This window comes from Ramlibacter tataouinensis (assembly GCF_027941915.1).
GTDB lineage: Bacteria > Pseudomonadota > Gammaproteobacteria > Burkholderiales > Burkholderiaceae_C > Ramlibacter > Ramlibacter tataouinensis_C.
On the sequence record NZ_CP116009.1, the window covers coordinates 1,932,836 to 1,952,128 of the forward strand.

General features: G+C 70.7%; 21 protein-coding genes and 1 tRNA gene. 8 read left to right on the forward strand and 14 right to left on the reverse strand.

Annotated elements, in window-relative coordinates:
• Positions 1-113: 113 nt before the first annotated feature.
• The 9 genes from PE066_RS09135 to PE066_RS09175 are packed head-to-tail and all read right to left on the reverse strand — an operon-like array spanning position 114 to position 8,508.
• Positions 114-767, reverse strand: coding sequence for a 2-hydroxychromene-2-carboxylate isomerase (locus tag PE066_RS09135; RefSeq protein ID WP_271236237.1), 654 nt, complete (start codon positions 765-767; stop codon positions 114-116).
• The gene (locus PE066_RS09140; RefSeq protein WP_336298454.1) at positions 764-1,027 is read right to left on the reverse strand and encodes a DUF1289 domain-containing protein; all 264 of its coding nucleotides are present in this window, start codon (positions 1,025-1,027) and stop codon (positions 764-766) included. Before PE066_RS09140 ends, PE066_RS09135 begins: the two co-directional genes overlap by 4 nt.
• Positions 1,024-1,527, reverse strand: coding sequence for a YbaK/EbsC family protein (locus PE066_RS09145; protein ID WP_271236238.1), 504 nt, complete (start codon positions 1,525-1,527; stop codon positions 1,024-1,026). The genes PE066_RS09140 and PE066_RS09145 overlap by 4 nt, the downstream gene beginning before the upstream one ends.
• The gene (locus PE066_RS09150) at positions 1,527-2,435 is read right to left on the reverse strand and encodes a hydroxymethylglutaryl-CoA lyase (protein ID WP_271236239.1); all 909 of its coding nucleotides are present in this window, start codon (positions 2,433-2,435) and stop codon (positions 1,527-1,529) included. The genes PE066_RS09145 and PE066_RS09150 overlap by 1 nt, the downstream gene beginning before the upstream one ends.
• Before the next feature lie 5 nt (positions 2,436-2,440).
• Positions 2,441-3,361, reverse strand: a complete 921-nt coding sequence (locus PE066_RS09155) for a 2-hydroxyacid dehydrogenase (protein WP_271236240.1) — start codon at positions 3,359-3,361, stop codon at positions 2,441-2,443.
• A 29-nt stretch (positions 3,362-3,390) separates the two neighbouring features.
• Positions 3,391-5,394 carry an acetyl-CoA carboxylase biotin carboxylase subunit gene (locus PE066_RS09160; protein ID WP_271236241.1) on the reverse strand — a complete coding sequence of 668 codons (2,004 nt, stop codon included), beginning with the start codon at positions 5,392-5,394 and terminating at the stop codon, positions 3,391-3,393.
• A 10-nt stretch (positions 5,395-5,404) separates the two neighbouring features.
• The gene (locus PE066_RS09165) at positions 5,405-6,040 is read right to left on the reverse strand and encodes a DUF4126 domain-containing protein (RefSeq protein WP_271236242.1); all 636 of its coding nucleotides are present in this window, start codon (positions 6,038-6,040) and stop codon (positions 5,405-5,407) included.
• A 16-nt stretch (positions 6,041-6,056) separates the two neighbouring features.
• On the reverse strand, positions 6,057-6,845 hold the full coding sequence (locus PE066_RS09170) for an enoyl-CoA hydratase/isomerase family protein (protein WP_271236243.1): 789 nt from the start codon (positions 6,843-6,845) through the stop codon (positions 6,057-6,059).
• Between the two features lie 55 nt (positions 6,846-6,900).
• Positions 6,901-8,508, reverse strand: coding sequence for a carboxyl transferase domain-containing protein (locus PE066_RS09175; RefSeq protein WP_271236244.1), 1,608 nt, complete (start codon positions 8,506-8,508; stop codon positions 6,901-6,903).
• A 96-nt stretch (positions 8,509-8,604) separates the two neighbouring features.
• Between PE066_RS09175 and PE066_RS09180 the strand changes: the two genes are divergently transcribed.
• A complete protein-coding gene (locus PE066_RS09180; protein WP_271236245.1) occupies positions 8,605-9,663 on the forward strand; it encodes an AraC family transcriptional regulator in 1,059 nt (352 codons plus the stop codon).
• Between the two features lie 102 nt (positions 9,664-9,765).
• On the opposite strand, the gene PE066_RS09185 is transcribed toward PE066_RS09180, so the two are convergent.
• The 4 genes from PE066_RS09185 to pcaF form a co-directional block, all read right to left on the reverse strand.
• Positions 9,766-10,593 carry a glycine zipper 2TM domain-containing protein gene (locus tag PE066_RS09185; RefSeq protein WP_271236246.1) on the reverse strand — a complete coding sequence of 276 codons (828 nt, stop codon included), beginning with the start codon at positions 10,591-10,593 and terminating at the stop codon, positions 9,766-9,768.
• Between the two features lie 112 nt (positions 10,594-10,705).
• Entirely contained in the window at positions 10,706-11,323 is a 618-nt protein-coding gene (locus PE066_RS09190) for a ParA family protein (protein WP_271236247.1), read from the reverse strand.
• Between the two features lie 89 nt (positions 11,324-11,412).
• The gene (locus PE066_RS09195; RefSeq protein ID WP_271236248.1) at positions 11,413-12,174 is read right to left on the reverse strand and encodes a sulfite exporter TauE/SafE family protein; all 762 of its coding nucleotides are present in this window, start codon (positions 12,172-12,174) and stop codon (positions 11,413-11,415) included.
• Positions 12,175-12,181: 7 nt separating this feature from the next.
• The gene (gene pcaF, locus PE066_RS09200) at positions 12,182-13,387 is read right to left on the reverse strand and encodes a 3-oxoadipyl-CoA thiolase (protein ID WP_271236249.1); all 1,206 of its coding nucleotides are present in this window, start codon (positions 13,385-13,387) and stop codon (positions 12,182-12,184) included.
• Positions 13,388-13,465: 78 nt separating this feature from the next.
• Between pcaF and PE066_RS09205 the strand changes: the two genes are divergently transcribed.
• Complete coding sequence (locus tag PE066_RS09205) at positions 13,466-13,900, forward strand: DUF1841 family protein (RefSeq protein WP_271236250.1); 435 nt, start codon at positions 13,466-13,468, stop codon at positions 13,898-13,900.
• A 67-nt stretch (positions 13,901-13,967) separates the two neighbouring features.
• On the opposite strand, the gene PE066_RS09210 is transcribed toward PE066_RS09205, so the two are convergent.
• Complete coding sequence (locus PE066_RS09210) at positions 13,968-14,645, reverse strand: c-type cytochrome (RefSeq protein WP_271236251.1); 678 nt, start codon at positions 14,643-14,645, stop codon at positions 13,968-13,970.
• 87 nt (positions 14,646-14,732) lie between these two features.
• On the opposite strand from PE066_RS09210, the gene PE066_RS09215 reads away from it, so the two are divergent.
• The 6 genes from PE066_RS09215 to PE066_RS09240 all read left to right on the forward strand — a co-directional run bounded on the left by PE066_RS09215 (position 14,733) and on the right by PE066_RS09240 (position 19,244).
• A complete protein-coding gene (locus tag PE066_RS09215) occupies positions 14,733-15,575 on the forward strand; it encodes an AAA family ATPase (protein ID WP_271236252.1) in 843 nt (280 codons plus the stop codon).
• A 10-nt stretch (positions 15,576-15,585) separates the two neighbouring features.
• Complete coding sequence (locus PE066_RS09220) at positions 15,586-15,804, forward strand: hypothetical protein (protein ID WP_271236253.1); 219 nt, start codon at positions 15,586-15,588, stop codon at positions 15,802-15,804.
• Complete coding sequence (locus PE066_RS09225) at positions 15,801-16,394, forward strand: GNAT family N-acetyltransferase (protein ID WP_271236254.1); 594 nt, start codon at positions 15,801-15,803, stop codon at positions 16,392-16,394. The genes PE066_RS09220 and PE066_RS09225 overlap by 4 nt, the downstream gene beginning before the upstream one ends.
• A gap of 15 nt (positions 16,395-16,409) precedes the next feature.
• On the forward strand, positions 16,410-17,600 hold the full coding sequence (locus tag PE066_RS09230) for a vWA domain-containing protein (protein WP_271236255.1): 1,191 nt from the start codon (positions 16,410-16,412) through the stop codon (positions 17,598-17,600).
• Between the two features lie 402 nt (positions 17,601-18,002).
• The gene (locus PE066_RS09235) at positions 18,003-18,992 is read left to right on the forward strand and encodes a porin (protein ID WP_271236256.1); all 990 of its coding nucleotides are present in this window, start codon (positions 18,003-18,005) and stop codon (positions 18,990-18,992) included.
• Between the two features lie 177 nt (positions 18,993-19,169).
• Positions 19,170-19,244, forward strand: a tRNA-Arg gene (locus PE066_RS09240).
• Positions 19,245-19,293: the final 49 nt, after the last annotated feature.

The following is a 19,293-nucleotide window of genomic DNA, read 5'->3' on the forward strand; positions in this document are numbered from 1 at the left end:
GCCGGGCAAGGGGCTCTGGGGGGCGACGGAAGCCAGCCGCGGCCCTTCGGTGTCATGGCGGCTTGCCCCGCCATCCAACTTCCGCGCGCCGGACGTGGCTGGCGCGTGTTCGGTCAGCCGGCGATTGTTCCCGGCTTTCGCCGGGATGACATGCTGCTGCCGTCGACCGACTGCGCCACGCGGTCCCAGTTCGCGGCGAACCAGTCGTCGCCTTCCAGGTAGGCCCGCAGCATCGGCAACGCGTCGAAGCCCCAGAACAGCTTGTCGTCGACGGCCAGCGTCGGCACCCCGAACAGGCCGCGCTCGATCGCGGCCTGGGTCGCCTGTTTCAATTCGTTCTTGACTTCATCGCTGCCCGGATCGCGCGCCGGCGCCAGCTGCCGCTGCAAGGCCTGCAGCCGCGCCGCATCGGCCGCATCCGCGCCGCCGCGCCAGACGTGCCGGAACAGCGTCTCGCAGACATAGCGGTTGGGGCCGCAGGCCAGCGCCAGCCGCAGCAGGCCGAGCGGGTTGAAGGGGTGCGCCGCCGGCATCTGCATCGGCACGCCCTGGGCATGCGCGAGCCACAGCACCTGCCGGTAGGTCCACTCGCGCTTGCCGGCGATCTCAGCCGGGCCGAGCTGGCCGTGGTGCTTGAGCAGGCCGGCGAACAGCACCGGCCGGTACTCGACCTGGTAGCTCAGGCCCTGCAGCGCCTGCGGCAACCGTTCGAAGGCGAGGTACGCGTACGGCGAGATGAAGTCGAGGTAGAAGGTGAGGGTCTTCATGCGGTCGGCTCTCCGGAGGGCTGGGATGACTGCGCCGCGGCGCGCTCGCCGAGGCGCTGCCACACCGCGCGCTTGCCGGCGTCGTCCAGGGACGTCCAGCCGGCGACCTCGTCGATGGTGCGCAGGCAGCCGTCGCACAGCCCGGTGCGCGGGTCGATGCGGCAGATGCAGACGCAGGGCGAAGGCACCGGCTGCCCGGGCGGCAGCGCGGCGACTTCGCGCAGCTTGCGCCGCACCTGCCTGGCGGCGGACGACGTCACGCCGCGGGCTCCTGCACCACGTCGGCGACCGGCGCGCCCGTGAGGCGCTCCAGGTCCTGCGGCCGCAGCCGGAAGACGCCGTGCGGGTGGCCGGCCGCGGCCCAGATCTCGTCGAAGCGGAACAGTTCGCGGTCGATCAGCGTCACCGGCGGCTGCGCGTGGCCGACCGGCGACACGCCGCCGATCGAGTAGCCGGTGCGCGACTTGACGAAGTCGGCATCGGCGCGGCCGGTCTTGCCGACCAGCGCATCGACCTTCTTCTCGTCCACGCGCCGGTCGCCCGAGGTCACCACCAGCACCGCCGCGTCGTCCGACTTGCGGCGGAAGATGATGCTCTTGGCGATCTGGCCGACCGCGATGCCCAGCGCGTCGGCCGCCTGCTGCGCCGTGCGCGCCGCGTCGTCCAGCATCACGGGCGCGTGCGGGTGGCCCTTGTCCTGCAGCAGGCGGGCGACCCGCTGGACGCCTTCGGGAAGTGCATTCAATTCAGCGCCGCACATCAGCCGATCCTCTTGTTGAGGATCGCCGTCGCCGCGCGGGAATTCGGCTGGCGCTGCAGGAAATCGCTGATGTACTTGCCCGCATCGACCAGCTTGTCCAGGTCGATGCCGGTCTCGATGCCCAGCCCGTGCAGCAGGTAGACCACGTCCTCGGTGGCGACGTTGCCGGTGGCGCCCTTCGCGTAGGGGCAGCCGCCCAGCCCGGCGGACGAGGTGTCGTACTGCCAGATGCCCATCTCCAGGCAGGCCAGCGTGTTGCCCAGCGCCTGGCCGTAGGTGTCGTGGAAGTGGCCGGAGACGTCGTCGATGGCGTAGTGCTTCAGTGCCGCTTCCATGGCGGCCTGCACCTTGCGCGGCGTGCCGACGCCAATGGTGTCGGCCACGCCGACGTGCTGCACGCCGATCTGCTGCATCAGGCGCGCCACCATCTCGACCCGCTCGGGCGCGACCTCGCCCTCGTAGGGACAGCCGACCGCGGTGGAGATCGCGCCGCGAACATGGATGCCTTGGGCCCGCGCCGCTTCCACCACCGGTGCGAAGCGCTCGATGCTCTCGGCGATCGAGCAGTTGATGTTCTTGCGGCTGAAGGCCTCGCTGGCGGCGCCGAACACCACGATCTCATCGGGGCGGCTCGGCAGCGCGGCCTCGAAGCCCTTCAGGTTGGGCGTCAGCACCGAGTAGCGCACGTCCGGGCGGCGCTGGATGCCGGCCATCACCTCGGCGGCGTCGGCCATCTGCGGCACCCACTTGGGCGAGACGAAGCTGGTGACCTCGATCTCCTTCAGGCCGGCGTCCTGCAAGCGGTGCACCAGCCCGATCTTGACTTCGGCGGGCACCTGGCCCTTCTCGTTCTGCAGCCCGTCGCGCGGGCCGACGTCGACGATCTTGACTCTGGATGGCAGCTTCATGGCTTTCAGTATCCCTTCTCGCGGTCAACCACGCCGGCCACGGGCTCGCCGCGCTCGAGTGCACGGATCTTGCCGGCGATCTGGGCGATGCTCTCGTCGCGCAGGGTGCGCGCCGAGGTGTGCGGGGTCAGCGTGATCCTGGGGTGGCCCCAGAACGGGTGCTCCGGCGGCGGCGGCTCCTCGCGCAACACGTCCAGCGTGGCGCCGGCGAGCTGGCCTCGGTCGAGCAGCTCGAGCAGGTCGGGCTCGACCAGGTGGCCGCCGCGCGCCACGTTGACCAGGTAGCCGCCGGGCATCATCCGCCCCAGCGTGTCGCGGTTGAGGATGTCCCGGGTGTCGGGCGTCAGCGGCAGCAGGCAGACCAGGATCCGGCTGGCCGCCAGGAAGTCCTGGAGCTGCTCGCGGCCGGCGAAGCAGCGCACGCCGTCGATGGCCTTGGGCGAACGGCTCCAGCCGTGGACGGTGTACTCGAAGCCCTGCAGCGCCCGCGCCACCCGCGCGCCGAGCACGCCCAGGCCCATGATGCCGACCGGCCATTCCGCGCGCAGGCGCGGCCGGCGGAACGACCACCGGCCGGCGCGCATGTCGGCCTCGTAGGCGTCGAGCTCGCGGAAATGGCGGACCACCGCCTGGCAGACGAACTCGGCCATCTGCACCGACATGCCGGCGTCGTCGAGCCGGACCACCTGCGTGTGCGCCGGCAGCCTCAGCTTCAGCAGCGCATCGACGCCGGCGCCCATGTTGAACAGGGCTTTCAGCCGCGGCTGGTCGTCCACCAGCTGCTGCAGCGGCGACCACACGACCGCGTAGTCCGCCGGCGGCACGCCGGGCTGCCACTCGGCGACTTCGGCCTCGGGCAGGGCGGCCTGCAGCCCGTCGAGCCAGGGGCCGGCCTTGTGGGCCGGCGAATGGAACAGGATTCGCATGCGGCGATTGTCGGCGCCCGGTGGCGCCTCTACGCCGCAGCCAAACGCAGCAGCTCGGCGCCCTCGGCCACCTGGTCGCCCGGGGCGTACAGCAGCTCGGCCACCGTGCCGTCGGCCGGCGCCGCGATGGTGTGCTCCATCTTCATCGCCTCCAGCACCGCCAGCGCCTGGCCCTTCTGCACGGCGTCGCCGGCCTTCACGGCAAAGGAGACCACCTTGCCCGGCATGGGCGCGGTCAGCCGGCCGCCTTCGGATTCGCCCTCGCCCGCATGGGCCAGCAGGTCCAGTGCCACGATCTGGGCGGCGCCCTGCGGCGTGAAGACGTGGTCGGTCTCGCCCTGTGCGTAGACATGGGCCCGCGTGCGGTGGCCGGCGAACTGCAGGTCGACCGCGCCGCCGTCCGCCACGCTGAACGACAGCGGACCGGTAACGCCGTCGGCGCTCAGGTGCAGGGAGCCGTCGCGGCGCCAGGCCAGCTCGGCCTCGCGCGGCTCGCCGCCGAACTCGAAGCCGAAGCGACGCGTGGCGTCGCCCCAGGCGCGCCAGCCGTCGCGCCGGCTGAACGGGTCGGAGCCCTCGTCCGCCCGCTCGCGCAGCAGGGTGCTGGCGACGGCCGCGGCCGCGGCGGTGGCGAAGCCGACCGGCTCCTGCCCGAACAGCGCGGCCTGCTCGCGCGGGATCAGCGCGGTGTCCAGGTCGGCCTGCGCGAACGAGCGGCTCTTCACCACGTGGCGCAGGAACTGCACGTTGGTGGCCAGGCCGACGATGTGCATGCGCGCCAGCGCCTCGTCCAGCCGCGCCAGCGCCTGCTCGCGGGTGTCGCCGTGCACGATCAGCTTGGCGATCATGGAGTCGTAGAAGGGCGTGATCGGGTCGCCTTCGCGCACGCCGGAATCGATGCGCGGCACGCCTTCGCGCGCCAGGAACTCGGTCGCCTCCGGCGTCCGGTAGACCCGCAGCTGGCCGGTGGACGGCAGGAAATTGTTGTCCGGGTTCTCGGCGCAGATGCGCGCCTCGATGGCATGGCCGTGGATGCGCAGGTCCTCCTGCTTGAGCGGCAGCGGCTCGCCGGCCGCCACCCGCAGCTGCCACTCGACCAGGTCCAGCCCGGTGATCGCTTCGGTCACCGGGTGCTCGACCTGCAGCCGGGTGTTCATCTCCATGAAGAAGAACGCCATCTCGCCCCCGGCGCCCTGCTCGACGATGAACTCCACGGTGCCGGCGCCGACATAGCCGACCGCGCGCGCCGCCGCCACCGCGGCCTCGCCCATGCGCTGGCGCAGCTGCGGCGTCATGCCGGGCGCGGGCGCTTCCTCCAGCACCTTCTGGTGGCGCCGCTGCACCGAGCAGTCCCGCTCGAACAGGTACACCAGGTTGCCATGGCTGTCGCCGAACACCTGGATCTCGATGTGGCGCGGCCGCTGCACGTACTTCTCGACCAGCACGGCGTCGCTGCCGAAGCTGTTGCGCGCCTCGCGCTGGCAGGACGCCAGCGCCGCCTCGAAGTCCTCGGGCCTGTCGACCGCCCGCATGCCCTTGCCGCCGCCGCCGGCGCTGGCCTTGATCAGCACCGGGTAGCCGATCCGGTCGGCTTCGCGCTGCAGCAGGGCGGCGTCCTGCCCGGCGCCGTGGTAGCCCGGCACCAGCGGCACGCCGGCCTGCTCCATCAGCCGCTTGGACTCGGCCTTCAGGCCCATGGCCTGGATCGCCGAGGCGGGCGGGCCGATGAACACCAGCCCCGCTTCGGCGCAGGCGTTGGCGAAGTCCTCGTTCTCGCTCAGGAAGCCGTAGCCGGGATGGATGGCCTGGGCGCCGCTGGCGCGCGCCGCCTCCAGGATGCGGTCCCAGCGCAGGTAGCTGTCCTTGGGCGCCGGGCCGCCGATCAGCACGGCCTCGTCGCAGGCCGCGACGTGCTTGGCACTGGCGTCCGCTTCCGAGTACACGGCCACCGTCTTCACGCCCAGTCGGCGTGCGGTCGATGCGACCCGGCAAGCAATCTCTCCCCGGTTGGCAATCAGGATCTTCTTGAACATGGTTTTCTTCTCAAGGCAGCCGGGGCGCGCGGCGCCCGGCGAAAAAGTCACGCAACTCGCGCGCCACGGCTTGCAGGAACTTCAGCAGCAGCACCAGCAGCACGAGGGCCGCGATCACGCTCACGACCAGCACCACGGTGAAGATGGCCGGGTGGGTGGCCGACAGCCACAGCAGGAACACCACCCAGCCGTCCTCGAACAGCGACACCGCCATGTTGGAGAACGGCTCCGGCGAGGTGTTGACCGCGGCGCGCGTGGTCATCTTGGTGGCATGGCTGGTGGCGGCCAGCCCGCCGCCCACCAGCGCCGCGATCCAGGCCATCGCCGTGCTGTCGGCGCCCAGCGCGCCCGCCGCCAGCGCGGCACCGGCGGGAATGCGGATCACGGTGTGGACCGCATCCCAGGCCGAATCCAGGTACGGGATCTTGTCGGCGAAGAACTCGACGAACAGCATGAAGCCGCTGGCGCCCAGCACGGCCGGGTGCTGCAGCACGTGCAGGCCGGCCGGCAGCTCGATCCAGCCCATGAAGCCGGCCAGTCCGGTGAAGAACACCGCCGCGTACAGCCGGAAACCGCTGGCAAAGCCCAGCGCCGCCGCCAGCGCCAGGAACTGCGGAGGGTCGATCAGGGCGGGGATGCCGTCCATTGGCAGTGCCGGACCATCACCCCTGCGGCAGCAGCCAGCCGGGCTTGCGCTTTTCCAGGAAGGAGCGCAGGCCTTCGCGCGCCTCGTCGCTGGCGCGGATGTCGGCGATGCCCTCCACCGTGCGGCGGATCAAGCCGGCGCTGATCTCGTGACCGGCGACGTCGTGCACCAGCGCCTTGCAGGCCTTGACGGCCGCCGGCCCGGCCTGGACCAGCGCCTGCGCCAGCTCGGCGACCTTGGCGTCGAGCTGGGCCGCGGGCACGACCTCGTGCACCAGGCCCAGGCGGTGCGCCTCGGCGGCGCCGAAGCGCTCGGCGGTGAGGAACCAGCGGTGCGCCGCGCGCGCGCCCATGGCGCGGATCACGTACGGGCTGATCGTCGCCGGGATCAGCCCCAGCTTCACTTCGCTCAGGCAGAAGTGCGCGCTGTCCACCGCCACCGCCATGTCGCAGGCGCTGACCAGCCCCATGCCGCCGGCATAGACGTCGCCGTGGATGCGGGCGATGGTCGGCTGGGGCAGCCGGTACAGCACCTCCAGCATGCGCGCCATGCCGCTGGCGTCCTCGATGTTCTGCTCGCGCGTGTAGTCGGCCACGCGCTTCATCCAGTTCAGGTCGGCGCCGGCACAGAACGCGCTGCCGCTGCCGGCCAGCACGACGCAGCGCACCTCGGGCCGCTTGCCCAGCTCCAGCAGGACGGCGGTGAGCTCGGTGATCACCTCGTCGTTGAAGGCGTTGCGCATCTCGGGCCGGTTGAGCGTGAGCGTGGTCACGCCGCCGGCGGTGGTCAGGAGCAGGTGCTTCATCGGGGTCCTTTCCAGTTCGTGGTGGGCGGGTTCGCGCCGCGGACGCGGAGCAGCCCTACATCCGGAACACGCCGAACTTCGGCTCGCCGATCGGCGCGTTGAGCGCGGCCGACAGGCCCAGCGCCAGCACGCGGCGGGTGTCGGCCGGGTCGATCACGCCATCGTCCCACAGGCGGGCGGTGGCGTAGTAGGGATGGCCCTGGGCTTCGTACTGCTCGCGGATCGGCGCGCGGAAGGCTTCTTCCTCGTCGGCGCCCCAGTTGCCGCCGCGCGACTCGATGCCGTCGCGCTTGACGGTGGCCAGCACGCTGGCGGCCTGCTCGCCGCCCATCACCGAGATGCGCGCGTTCGGCCACATCCACAGGAAGCGCGGCGAGTAGGCCCGGCCGCACATGCCGTAGTTGCCGGCGCCGAAGCTGCCGCCGATGATCACCGTGAACTTGGGCACCTGCGCGGTGGCCACCGCCGTCACCATCTTGGCGCCGTGCCGGGCGATGCCCTCGTTCTCGTACTTGCGCCCGACCATGAAACCGGTGATGTTCTGCAGGAACACCAGCGGCACCTTGCGCTGGCAGCACAGCTCGATGAAGTGGGCGCCCTTCTGCGCGCTCTCCGAGAACAGGATGCCGTTGTTGGCGACGATGCCCACCGGCAGGCCCTCGATGTGGGCGAAGCCGCACACCAGGGTGGTGCCGAAGCGCGCCTTGAACTCGTGGAACTCGGAGCCGTCGACGATGCGGGCGATGATCTCGCGCACGTCGTAGGGCTTGCGCGTGTCGCTGGGCACCACGCCGTGCAGCTCCTGCGGGTCGTACTTCGGCGGGCGCGGCTCGCGCGCCTGCGCCGGCAGCGCCTTGTCGCCGCCGAGCGTGGCCACCGCCTGCCGCGCCAGCGACAGCGCGTGCAGGTCGTTGTGCGCCAGGTGGTCGGCCACGCCGGACAGCCGCGTGTGCACGTCGCCGCCGCCCAGGTCCTCGGCCGACACCACTTCGCCGATGGCGGCCTTCACCAGCGGCGGCCCGCCCAGGAAGATGGTGCCCTGGTTCTTCACGATGATGGCCTCGTCGCTCATCGCCGGCACGTAGGCGCCGCCGGCGGTGCACGAGCCCATCACCACGGCGATCTGGGCGATGCCCTGGGCCGACAGGTTGGCCTGGTTGTAGAAGATGCGGCCGAAGTGCTCGCGGTCGGGGAACACCTCGTCCTGGTTGGGCAGGTTGGCGCCGCCCGAATCGACCAGGTAGATGCAGGGCAGCCGGTTCTGCAGGGCGATCTCCTGCGCCCGCAGGTGCTTCTTGACGGTCAGCGGGTAGTAGGTGCCGCCCTTGACGGTGGCGTCGTTGCAGACGATCACCACCTCGCGGCCGCCCACCCGGCCGATGCCGGTGATGACCCCGGCGCTGGGCGCGGCATCGTCGTACATGCCGTGCGCCGCCATCGGCGACAGCTCCAGGAACGGCGTGCCGGGATCCAGCAGCATCTGCACGCGGTCGCGCGGCAGCAGCTTGCCGCGCGCGGTGTGCTTGGCGCGCGCCGCCTCGCCGCCGCCGAGCGCGTGCCGCGCGACCTGTGCCTGCAGGTCGGCGACCAGTTCGCGCATGGCCTGCGCATGGGCCTGGAATTCGGCGGAGCGGGGATTGAGTTGGGTTTCCAGAACGGGCATGTGTTTCTCGCGGGAGCGGACCGCAGCCCGGGAGACTACGCCAGCCCGCGGCCGCCCGGCTGCCGCGCGAGTTGCAAATCGTGCCACACTGAGCTCATGTCTTCCGCCGCCGGGCGGGCGCCCGGGCCGGCCCCGGCCGCCGCCACGCCCATCGCCTTTGCCCGAGCCATCGTTGCCGCGTACCGGCGCTACGGCGGAGCGCCGGACGAGGCCCTGCGGACGGCACGGATCGCGCCAGCGCAATTGCGCCAGCCGCAAGGCCGCATGACGGCACGCCAGATGGAGCTGCTGTCGGCCGCGGCCATGCAGGAGCTCGACGACGAAGGGCTGGGTGCGTTCAGCCGGAAGCTGCCCTGGGGCAGCTACGGCCTGCTGGCGCGCGCCTCGCTCACGGCGCCCGATCTGGGGGTGGCGCTGGGCCGCTGGTGCCGGCACCACGGCCTGCTGGTCCCGGACATCCGGCTCGAGCTGGCCACCACCGGCGACAGCGCCGTGGTCCGCCTGCACGAGCTCGTGCCGCTGCAGCCGGCCGCCCGCGAGCTGTCGATCGCCTTCATCCTGCGCAACGTGCATGGGCTGGCCTGCTGGTACGTCGACTCGCGCATCCCGCTGCAGGGGGCGGACTTCCCGTTCGCGGCGCCGCCCCACGCCGACGCCTATGCGCACATGTTCCCCGGCGGGCCGCTGTCGTTCGGCCAGGCGCCGGCTTCGATCCGCTTCGATGCCCGCTACCTGGCCCTGCCGCTGCGGCGCGACGAGAAGGCCCTGAGCCAGCTGCTGCGCCAGCGTGCGCTGAGCGTCACGGTGCTGCAGTACCGGCGCGACCGGCTGCTGGTGCCGCAGGTGCGGCAGGCGCTGGCCGCCCACCCCGGCCGCAGCCACAGCGCCGAGTCGGTGGCCGGCCTGCTGCACCTGTCGGCGCGCACCCTGCACCGGCAGCTCAAGGCCGAAGGGGCCAGCCTGCAGCAGCTCAAGGACGAGGTGCGGTTCGATCTCGCGCGCGACCTGCTGCTGCGCACGGCGCGGCCGCTCAAGCAGGTGGCGGTGGCGGCCGGCTTTCGCAACGAGAAGAGCTTCGCGCGCGCCTTCAAGGCCCGGATGGGCGCGGCGCCGGGCGAGTTCCGCGCGGCGGGCGGCTCCTCGAGCCGGGTCTGAAGCTGGGCGGACGGCGCCGGATCAGGCCCTGCACGCGCCGCTAACGGAGCCGGGCGGGAGGCGGGCGTCAGTTACGCACTGCCCCGCGACCCGCTTGGGGATTCAGGCGCCGGTGCCGGACGCCGAGGTACGCAGGGTGCCGGGCTGGACGCTGCCGACACCGGGGCCGCCGACACGCAGCTCGCTGCCTTCGACGAACACCGGGGTACCCACGGCCAGCGGCTCGGACCGGCGCAGGGTGCGCACGCTGCCGTCTTCCATGCGCACCTGCACGTCGTAGGCAACGGTGGAACGCGCGCGCTTCTCGACCTCGTGGCCGGCCAGTCCGCCGCCCACGGCGCCGACCACGGCCATCGCCTTCTTGCCGTTGCCGCCGCCGACCTGGTTGCCCAGCAGGCCACCGACCAGGGCGCCGCCGACCGCGCCCAGGCCGGTGCCCTGGCCCTTTTCCTTCACCTCATGCACGGCCAGCACCGTGCCGCAGGTGGCGCAGATGGCCGCGCGGGTGGTCTGGACCGGGGCCGGCGGTGCATAGACCGGCGCTTGCGCGACGACCTGCGGCGCCTGCTGCACGGGCGCCGGGGCTGGCTGGCGATGGACCTGCTGCACCGGGGCCGGCTTGGGCGGTGCCGGCCGCGCCACCTTGGCCGGGGCGGGGGCCGGCTCGGGCTGGGCTGCCGGCGCGGCCGCCTGCGGTTGAGCCGGGGCGAACTGCTGCTGGCCGGCCACCTGGGTCGGCGCGAGCTGCGCCGCGGCCGCGACCTGGGTTGGCTCGGGCTTGTCGATGGAACGCATCACCAGCGCGCCGGCTAGGCCGGCCGTGGCCAGGGCCAGGGTTCCCACCATCACCCACACGGCGCGGGGCACCGCGGCCAGCGAGGAAGGGGGGGTGGCGGAAGCGGAAGCGTTGGGGTTCAGGGCTGCGGACATGGTTGGGCTCGTGGTTGTTCGTCCGTTTATAACGGCCGAGTTTGTACGGCGAGCACTTCGCTTGAGTTGACTTTGTGTCGCTTGGTGACGCGCCCGAGCGCCGCCGCCGGCTTCAACTGTCGAGCCAGCGCGTGATCGGCGCCCACTGGGCGAGGTCGCGCTCGACCCGCGCCGGCGCCAGGTCGAACACGGTCAGCCCGCGGGCGGCCAGGTGCACGTAGTTCTGGGTCGGCCGCAGCTCGCCGAGCACCGGCAGGCCCAGGCCCTTGACGAAGGCCTGCAGCTGATCGGCCGCCAGCGTGCGGGGGTCGACCCGGTTGCCGACGATGGCCACCGGCAGGCCGCTGGTCTTGTGGTGCCCGGCCAACTCATCCAAAAAGGCGCGGGTGGCGAAGATGTCGAACACGCTCGGCGACAGCGGCACCACCACCTTGCTGGCCGATTCGAGCAGCGCCCGCAGCTCCTTGCCGTGCAGCCCGGCCGGGGTGTCGATCACGACGTGGGTCGTGCCCTTGGGTGGCCGGGCGAGCTTGCCGTCGCCGACCTCCCAGCCCTGGATGGGCCGGGCCGCCGGTGGACGCAGGTTCAGCCAGAGCCGGCTCGATTGCTGGCGGTCGGCGTCGCCCAGCATGACCGCATGACCCTGGCTGGCGAAATGACCCGCGATGTGGGTGGCGACGGTGGACTTCCCGACACCGCCCTTGGGATTGGCAACGACCACGACCGGCATGGGCACCTCCGAAGGGAGCGGTCCATGTTCGGGCAGGGCCGCTTGCGCGCCATGGTAACCGCACGGATGAGCCGCCCCTTGCGGGCGGGTCAAGCAGCCAGGAAGCCGTCCCAGGTCAGCTTCAGCCCGGTCAGCAGCATGCCCAGGTAGACCAGCCGGTAGAACAGCCGGGGCTGGATGCGGTGCGCCAGCTTGACGCCGACCAGCACGCCGACCGGCGCCAGCGGCAGCAGCACGGCGGAGGTCGCCATGTTGCGCAGGTCCAGCAGGCCCAGCCAGGCATACGGGATCCACTTGCTCAGGTTGATGGCGAAGAAGAACACCGCCATCGAGGCCGTGTAAGCGGTGGGCGCCAGCCGCATCGGCAGCACGTAGGCGTTGACCGGCGGCCCGCCCGCATGGGCAATGAAGCTGGTGAAGCCGGAGGTGGTGGTCAGCAGCGCGCCCACCCAGGTCGGCGGCGCCGGGCTGTCGGGCCGGGGTGGAAACAGCAGCCGCTGGGCCAGGAACACCAGGGTGAAGACGCCCACGATGCCGGCCACCAGGCGCGCATCCAGCAGCTTGAACAGCAGGGTGCCGACGACGGTGCCGAGCAGGCCGAACGGCAGCAGGAAGCGGATCAGCTTCCAGTCGAAGTGGCCGCGCCAGGCGCGCAGGCCCAGCACGTCCATCACGAACAGCAGCGGCATCAGGATGGCCGCCGCCTGCGGCACCGTGACCGACAGCGCCATCAGCGGCACCGCCAGCGAGCCGAAGCCGGCGCCGAAGCCGCTCTTGCTGATCCCCAGCAGCAGGACGGCGGGAATCGCGACCGCGTAGAAGCCCGCGTCGGTGATCAGCGGGAAGTCCAAGGCGGGTTCAGACCCGCTCGAGGACCAGCGCGATGCCCTGGCCGACGCCGATGCACATGGTGCACAGCGCATAGCGGCCGCCGCTGCGGTGCAGCTGGTTCACCGCGGTGGTCGCCAGGCGGGCGCCCGAGGCGCCAAGCGGATGGCCCAGCGCGATGGCGCCGCCGTTCGGGTTGACCCGTGGGTCGTCGTCGCGCAGGCCGAGCTGGCGCAGCACCGCCAGCCCTTGCGCGGCGAACGCCTCGTTCAGCTCGATGACGTCGATCTGTTCCAGCTTCAGGCCGGTGAGCGCCAGCACCTTCTGCGTGGCCGGCGCCGGCCCGATGCCCATGATGCGCGGCGGCACGCCGGCGGTGGCCATGCCGACCACCCGCGCGCGCGGCACCAGGCCGTGGCGGGCGGCCGTGCCCTCGTCGGCCAGCAGCAGGGCGCAGGCGCCGTCGTTGACGCCGCTGGCGTTGCCGGCGGTCACCGTGCCGTCCGGACGCACCACGCCCTTGAGCCTGGCCAGCGCTTCCAGCGAGGTCTCGCGCGGGTGCTCGTCCTTCGCCACCACCACCGGGTCGCCCTTCTTCTGCGGGATCGTCACCGGCGTGATCTCGGCGTCGAAGAAGCCGGCCTGCTGCGCCGCCACCGCCTTGAGCTGGGAGGCCAGGGCCATGCGGTCCTGGGCCTCGCGCTCGATGCCGAATTCGACCGCCACGTTCTCCGCCGTCTCGGGCATGGAATCGATGCCGTACTGCTCCTTCATCCGCTTGTTGACGAAGCGCCAGCCGATGGTGGTGTCGTAGACCGCGTTGTTGCGCGAGAAGGCGGATTCGGCCTTGGGCATGACGAAGGGCGCGCGGCTCATGCTCTCGACGCCGCCGGCGATCAGCAGCGCTGCCTCGCCGGCCTTGATCGCGCGGGCGGCGCTGCCGACCGCGTCCAGGCCCGAGCCGCACAGGCGGTTGATGGTGGCGCCGGGCACCTCGATCGGCAGTCCGGCCAGCAGCGCGGCCATGCGCGCCACGTTGCGGTTGTCCTCGCCGGCCTGGTTGGCGCAGCCGTACAGCACGTCGCCGACCGCCTGCCAGTCGGCCTTGGGGTTGCGCGCCATCAGCGCCCGGATCGGCAGCGCGGCCAGGTCGTCGGTGCGCACGGCGGACAGGGCGCCGCCGTAGCGCCCGAAGGGGGTGCGGATGGCGTCGCAGATGAAGGCTTGCTGGCTCATGGAGGCTCCGGTGGGCCGATATGGATTCGGCGCGAAGCGACGATTTTCGCCCACCCGTGCCGGTGTTAGCCTAGGCCCATGTTCAATCCTTCACAGCAGGACGTGCGGCGCTTCTTCTGCGACGTGCACGCCCGGGCGCGCGCCGGCCAGCCGCTGGATGCGCTGCAGACGCTGGCCAGCCAGTGGCTGCTGGAGCATCCCGAGTACGACCCCGACCTGGCCGACGCGGATGCCGCCGTGGCGCGCGTGTACGACGGCGGCGACGGCCAGTCCAACCCCTTCCTGCACCTGTCGATGCACCTGTCGATCAGCGAGCAGTGCTCGATCGACCAGCCGCGCGGCATCCGCCAGGCCGTGGAGCTGCTGGCGGCGCGCCGCGGCTCGCTGCACGACGCCCACCACGAGGCCATGGAGTGCCTGGGCCAGATGCTGTGGGAAAGCCAGCGCGCCGGCCGCCCGCCCGACGGCGACGCCTACGTGGCCTGCGTGCAGCGCCGGGCCACCAAGGACTGACAAGGGCGCCCCCACAACGGACAAGGCCCGCCGGAGGCGGGCCTTGTTTCCTGTTGGTGCGAAGCGCTTATTTGTGGAAGCGCGACTCCGGCACCGTCTCCAGTTCGCCGTCGAGGCTGCCGATGTAGTCGGCCATGGCCTTGAGCTCGGCGTTGCCGAACTGCTTGGCGATGCCGCCCATGACGGCGTTGCCGCGGCCGACAGGCCCCTTCGGATCGGCCTTGTACGACTTCAGCGCGACGAACAGGTAGTCCCTGTGCTGGCCGGCGATCTTGGGGTAGTTGGGGGCGATCGGCTTGGAGAAGTTGGCGCCGTGGCACGACACGCAGGCGCCCTTCTGCAGCAGGGCGCCGACCTGGGCGCCGGGCTGGCGGCTGGGCTGCTCGGCCACGGGTTCGTCGGTCCCGAGCTTGGCGTAGTACGCCGCGATTTCCTTGATGTCCTGCTCCGACAGCGAATCGGCGATGCTTCGCATGGTCGGGTGCCGGCGCTCACCGGTCTTGTACGCGCCCAGGGCCGCTTCGATGTAGGCGGCGCTCTGGCCGGCGATCATCGGCACCTTGTGCACTTCGGGGAAGCTGGCCTGGTAGCCCGGGATGTTGTGGCAGCCCACGCACATCGCGATGCGCGCCTGCAGCGGCACCGCGCCGGCGGACGCCGCAGCGGCAGGCGCGGCCTGTGCGTGTGCAAACCCCGTCGCAGATGCGACAACGAGGGCCATGAGCGTGGTCAACAACTGATTCATTTTGAGCGCACAATCGACGAGCGTCTGATCCAGATCAACCGGTGATTATAGGGGCGCACCTCGACAGCGCCGATGATGTCCCTTCCCATGAAATTCCAAGGCTCACAGAACTACGTCGCCACGCAGGACCTGATGCTGGCGGTCAATGCATCCATCACGCTCAAGCGGCCGCTGCTGGTCAAGGGCGAGCCGGGCACCGGGAAGACCATGCTGGCCGAGGAAGTGGCGCAGGCGCTGGGCATGCCGCTGCTGCAGTGGCACATCAAGTCCACCACCAAGGCGCAGCAGGGCCTGTACGAGTACGACGCGGTCTCGCGCCTGCGCGACTCGCAGCTGGGCGACGAGAAGGTCAGGGACATCCACAACTACATCGTCAAGGGCGTGCTGTGGCAGGCCTTCAGCGCCGAGCAGCCGGTGGCGCTGCTGATCGACGAGATCGACAAGGCCGACATCGAATTCCCCAACGACCTGCTGCGCGAGCTCGATCGGATGGAGTTCTACGTCTACGAGACGCGCGAGCTGGTGAAGGCCAGGCACCGGCCGCTGGTGTTCATCACCTCCAACAACGAGAAGGAGCTGCCCGACGCCTTCCTGCGCCGCTGCTTCTTCCACTACATCAAGTTCCCCGACGCCGACACGATGAAGAAGATCGTGGACGTGCACTTCCCCGGCCTGAAGCAGGAGCTGCTGTCGGCCGCGATGAAGACCTTCTACGACGTGCGCAACCTGCCGGGGCTGAAGAAGAAGCCCAGCACCTCGGAGCTGCTCGACTGGCTCAAGCTGCTGATGGCCGAGGACATCCCGACCGAGGCGCTGCAGTCCAAGGACGACAAGGTCGCCGTGCCGCCGCTGGTCGGGGCGCTGCTGAAGAACGAGCAGGACGTCACCCTGTTCGAGAAGCTGGTGTTCATGCAGCGGCACAACCGCTGAAGGCAGGCCGGTGCATCCGCTGCTGATCGAGGGCCTGACCGACGCCATCGGGTTCGTGGCCGGGGCGCTGCTGGCCTGGCGGATCGGCCGCATGCTCGGCTTCGATCCCATGGCGCAGGGCTCCGGCGGCAGCGCCATCGGCGGCATCGTGCTGGCCGGCCTGGGCGGCGGCATCGGCCTGTCCCTGGCGCGCCGGTTGCGCTCGCGGCGGCGCAACGACAAGCCATGAAGACGCCCGAGCCCTGCACCCTGCACGACCGGCGGCTGCGGCTGGTGCCGATGACGCGCGACCATGCGAGCGGCCTGGCTGCCGCGGCGCGCGACGGCGAACTGTGGAAACTGCGGGTCACCTCGGTGCCGGCGCCGGGCGAGGAAGCGGCGTACGTCGAGACCGCCCTGGCCGGCCAGGCCGCCGGCCACATGCTGCCCTTCGTGGTGCTGGACGCCGACGGCCAGGTGATCGGCAGCACGCGCTACCACGACATCGTGCCGGCGGTCGAGCGGCTGGAGATCGGCTACACCTGGTACGCCGCGCGCTGCCAGCGCACCCACGTCAACACCACCTGCAAGCTGCTGCTGCTGACCCATGCCTTCGAGGTGCTGGGGGCGCAGTTCGTAGGCTGGCGCACCGACAAGGACAACTTCGCCAGCCAGCGCGCCATCGAGCGGCTGGGCGCGCGCAAGGACGGCGTGCTGCGCCACCATGCGTTACGGCGCGACGGCACGGTCCGTGATACGGTGATGTACAGCCTCGCGGCCGGGGAATGGCCCGAGGTCAAGGCCCACCTGCAGTACCAACTGGAGCGCCCGCGCGCCTGACCGGAAAGGCCTGCGATGCTGATCGACTTCTTCTACACCCTGCGCAGCGCCAAGCTGCCGGTCTCGGTCAAGGAGTACCTCACCCTGCTGGAGGCACTGCAGGCCGGCGTGGTCGGCCCGACCAGCGAGGACGGCTACTCGGTCGACGACTTCTACTACCTGTCGCGCACCGCGCTGGTCAAGGACGAGAAGCACTACGACAAGTTCGACCGCGCCTTTGCCGCCTACTTCAAGGGCGTCGAGCTGCTGGCCGACTTCACCAAGGACGTCCCGCTCGAGTGGCTGCGCAAGAACCTGGAACTCGAGCTGTCGCCGGAGGACAAGGCGAAGATCGAGAAGATGGGCTGGGACGAGCTGATGGAGACGCTGAAGAAGCGCTTCGAGGAGCAGAAGGAGCGCCACGAGGGCGGCAGCAAGTGGATCGGCACCGGCGGCACCTCGCCGTTCGGCGCCTACGGCTACAACCCGCAGGGCATCCGCATCGGCCAGGACAAGGGGCGCAACCGCAGCGCGGTCAAGGTCTGGGACCAGCGCGCCTACAAGGACTACGACGACAGCCAGGAGCTGGGCACGCGCAACATCAAGGTGGCGCTGCGCCGGCTGCGAAAGTTCGCGCGCGAGGGCGCCGAGGAAGAACTGGACCTGGACGACACCATCAAGTCCACCGCCGCCAACGCCGGCTGGCTGGACATCAAGATGGTGCCGGAGCGGCACAACAACGTGAAGGTGCTGCTGCTGATGGACGTGGGCGGCACCATGGACGAACACATCCACCGCGTCGAGGAGCTGTTCTCGGCCGCCAAGGCGGAGTTCAAGCACCTGGAGTTCTACTACTTCCACAACTGCGTCTACGACTTCATGTGGAAGAACAACCGCCGGCGCTTCTCGGAGAAGTTCCCGACGTGGGACATCATCCGCAAGTACAACAAGGACTACAAGCTGGTCTTCGTGGGCGACGCGACCATGAGCCCCTACGAGATCCTGCAGCCGGGCGGCAGCGTCGAATACAACAACGAGGAAGCCGGCGCCGAGTGGCTGCAGCGCCTGACCAACGCCTTCCCCAAGTTCGCCTGGATCAACCCCGAGCCGCAGGGCGTCTGGCAGTACCGCCAGTCGATCGCCGTGATCCAGCAGCTGATGAACCAGCGGATGTACCCGCTGACGATCAAGGGCCTCGAAGAGGCCATGCGCCTGCTGTCGAAGTGACTTCGCCAATGCAATGAGCGAGGTCATCCCCGCGAAGGCGGGGATCCACAGCCCACCGAGAAGCAGCGGCGGCTGCAGAGCCACCGAAGTCATCCCCGCGCAGGCGGGTATCCAGCGCAACGCGCACCCCCCGCAAAATTCCCACACCTGCGGCGCTCCGCGCCGGCGTGGACTCCGCGCGTGCGCCGACATGGCCGGCGCCTTGCGCACACCCCCGTGACACCCCTGTGACAAGCCCCGCCCTCGCGTGCGGGTTGTTGTTTGCTCAGGGAAAACCGCCATTGTGACAACGACTGTCATCAAGTCTTAGCTCTGCCGCGCTGCAATGGGGATGTCGACCGGCGTTGTGCCGGCGGCCGGGGCCCACGGCCCCGCACGAAGCAGCAGACGGAGTAGTACCCCATGAAAAACAGCCTGATCGCGCTGGCCGCCCTGGCCTGCGCAGGCAGCGCACTGGCGCAGTCCAGCGCCACCCTCTACGGCCGCATCGACACCGGCATCGGTTCCGAGAAGATCAACGGCGCCAGCAACACCCAGGTGTTCAGCGGCCAGCTCAGCACCAGCCGGATCGGCCTGCGCGGCGCCGAGGACCTCGGCGGCGGCCTCAAGGCCAACTTCAACCTGGAAGGCACCCTGGCGGCCGACACCGGCGTCGTCGGTGGCGGCAACGGCTTCTTCGATCGCCAATCGTGGGTCGGCCTGTCGGGCGGGTTCGGCTCGTTCAAGGCCGGCCGCAGCGACACCGCGTTCGACGACATCCGCGACCTGGCCGTGGTCAACAACCTGTGGGACTCGGAGTTCTCGCCCACCAAGATCGCCTACACCGCCGGCGTCGGCGACTACTCCAGCCGCGCCAGCAACATGCTGCGCTACGACACCCCGTCGCTGGGCGGCTTCAGCGCCGGCGTGAGCTACGCGCTCGACGAGAACGATGCGCAGAAGCGCGACGTCACCGCCTACAACCTGCGCTACCGCGCCGGCGCGCTGGACCTGGGGCTGGGGTTCCAGCAACAGAAGCACGAGGCGACGCCGGCCAGCGACCGCGAGTACACCGCGCTGTCGGCCAGCTACAAGTTCGATGCCCTGCGCCTGTCGGGCGGCTGGCAGCGCGCCGAGAACGGCGCGGGCCTCGAGGACGACGAGTACTCGGTCGGCGTCGCCGTGCCCTTCGGCGCGTTCGAGCTGACGGCCGGCTACGCGTGGAGCAAGTCCGAGACGGCCGCCGGCGCCACCAGCGCCAAGGGCAAGGCGTTCTCGGTCGGTGGCACGTACTCGCTGTCCAAGCGCACGCGCCTGTACGCCGCGATGCTCGACGGCGAAGTGGAGAACGGCGCCGGCGCCATCACCACCGATCGCCGCCTGTTCGCCCTGGGCGTGCGGCACGACTTCTGAGCTCCCGCTCCGGCTGAGCGGCTCGTCCGCTCATTGACTTTTTTCTCCAAGGTTTTTCCGCCGGGACACCCCCGGCGGTTTTTTTTGCCCGCTGCAGGAAGGCCGCGACCAGGGTGCCGCCGGTCCAGCCGCCGGCGGCGGCGCAGGGAGGGCGCAATTACAATGCGCCCTCCCTGTGCCGCCGTAGTTCAATGGATAGAACGAGCGCCTCCTAAGCGCTAGATGCAGGTTCGATTCCTGCCGGGGGCGCCAGGCCCGCACGGACCTGCAGCACGCCGGCCTTCCCCCCACGCCGGCCCTC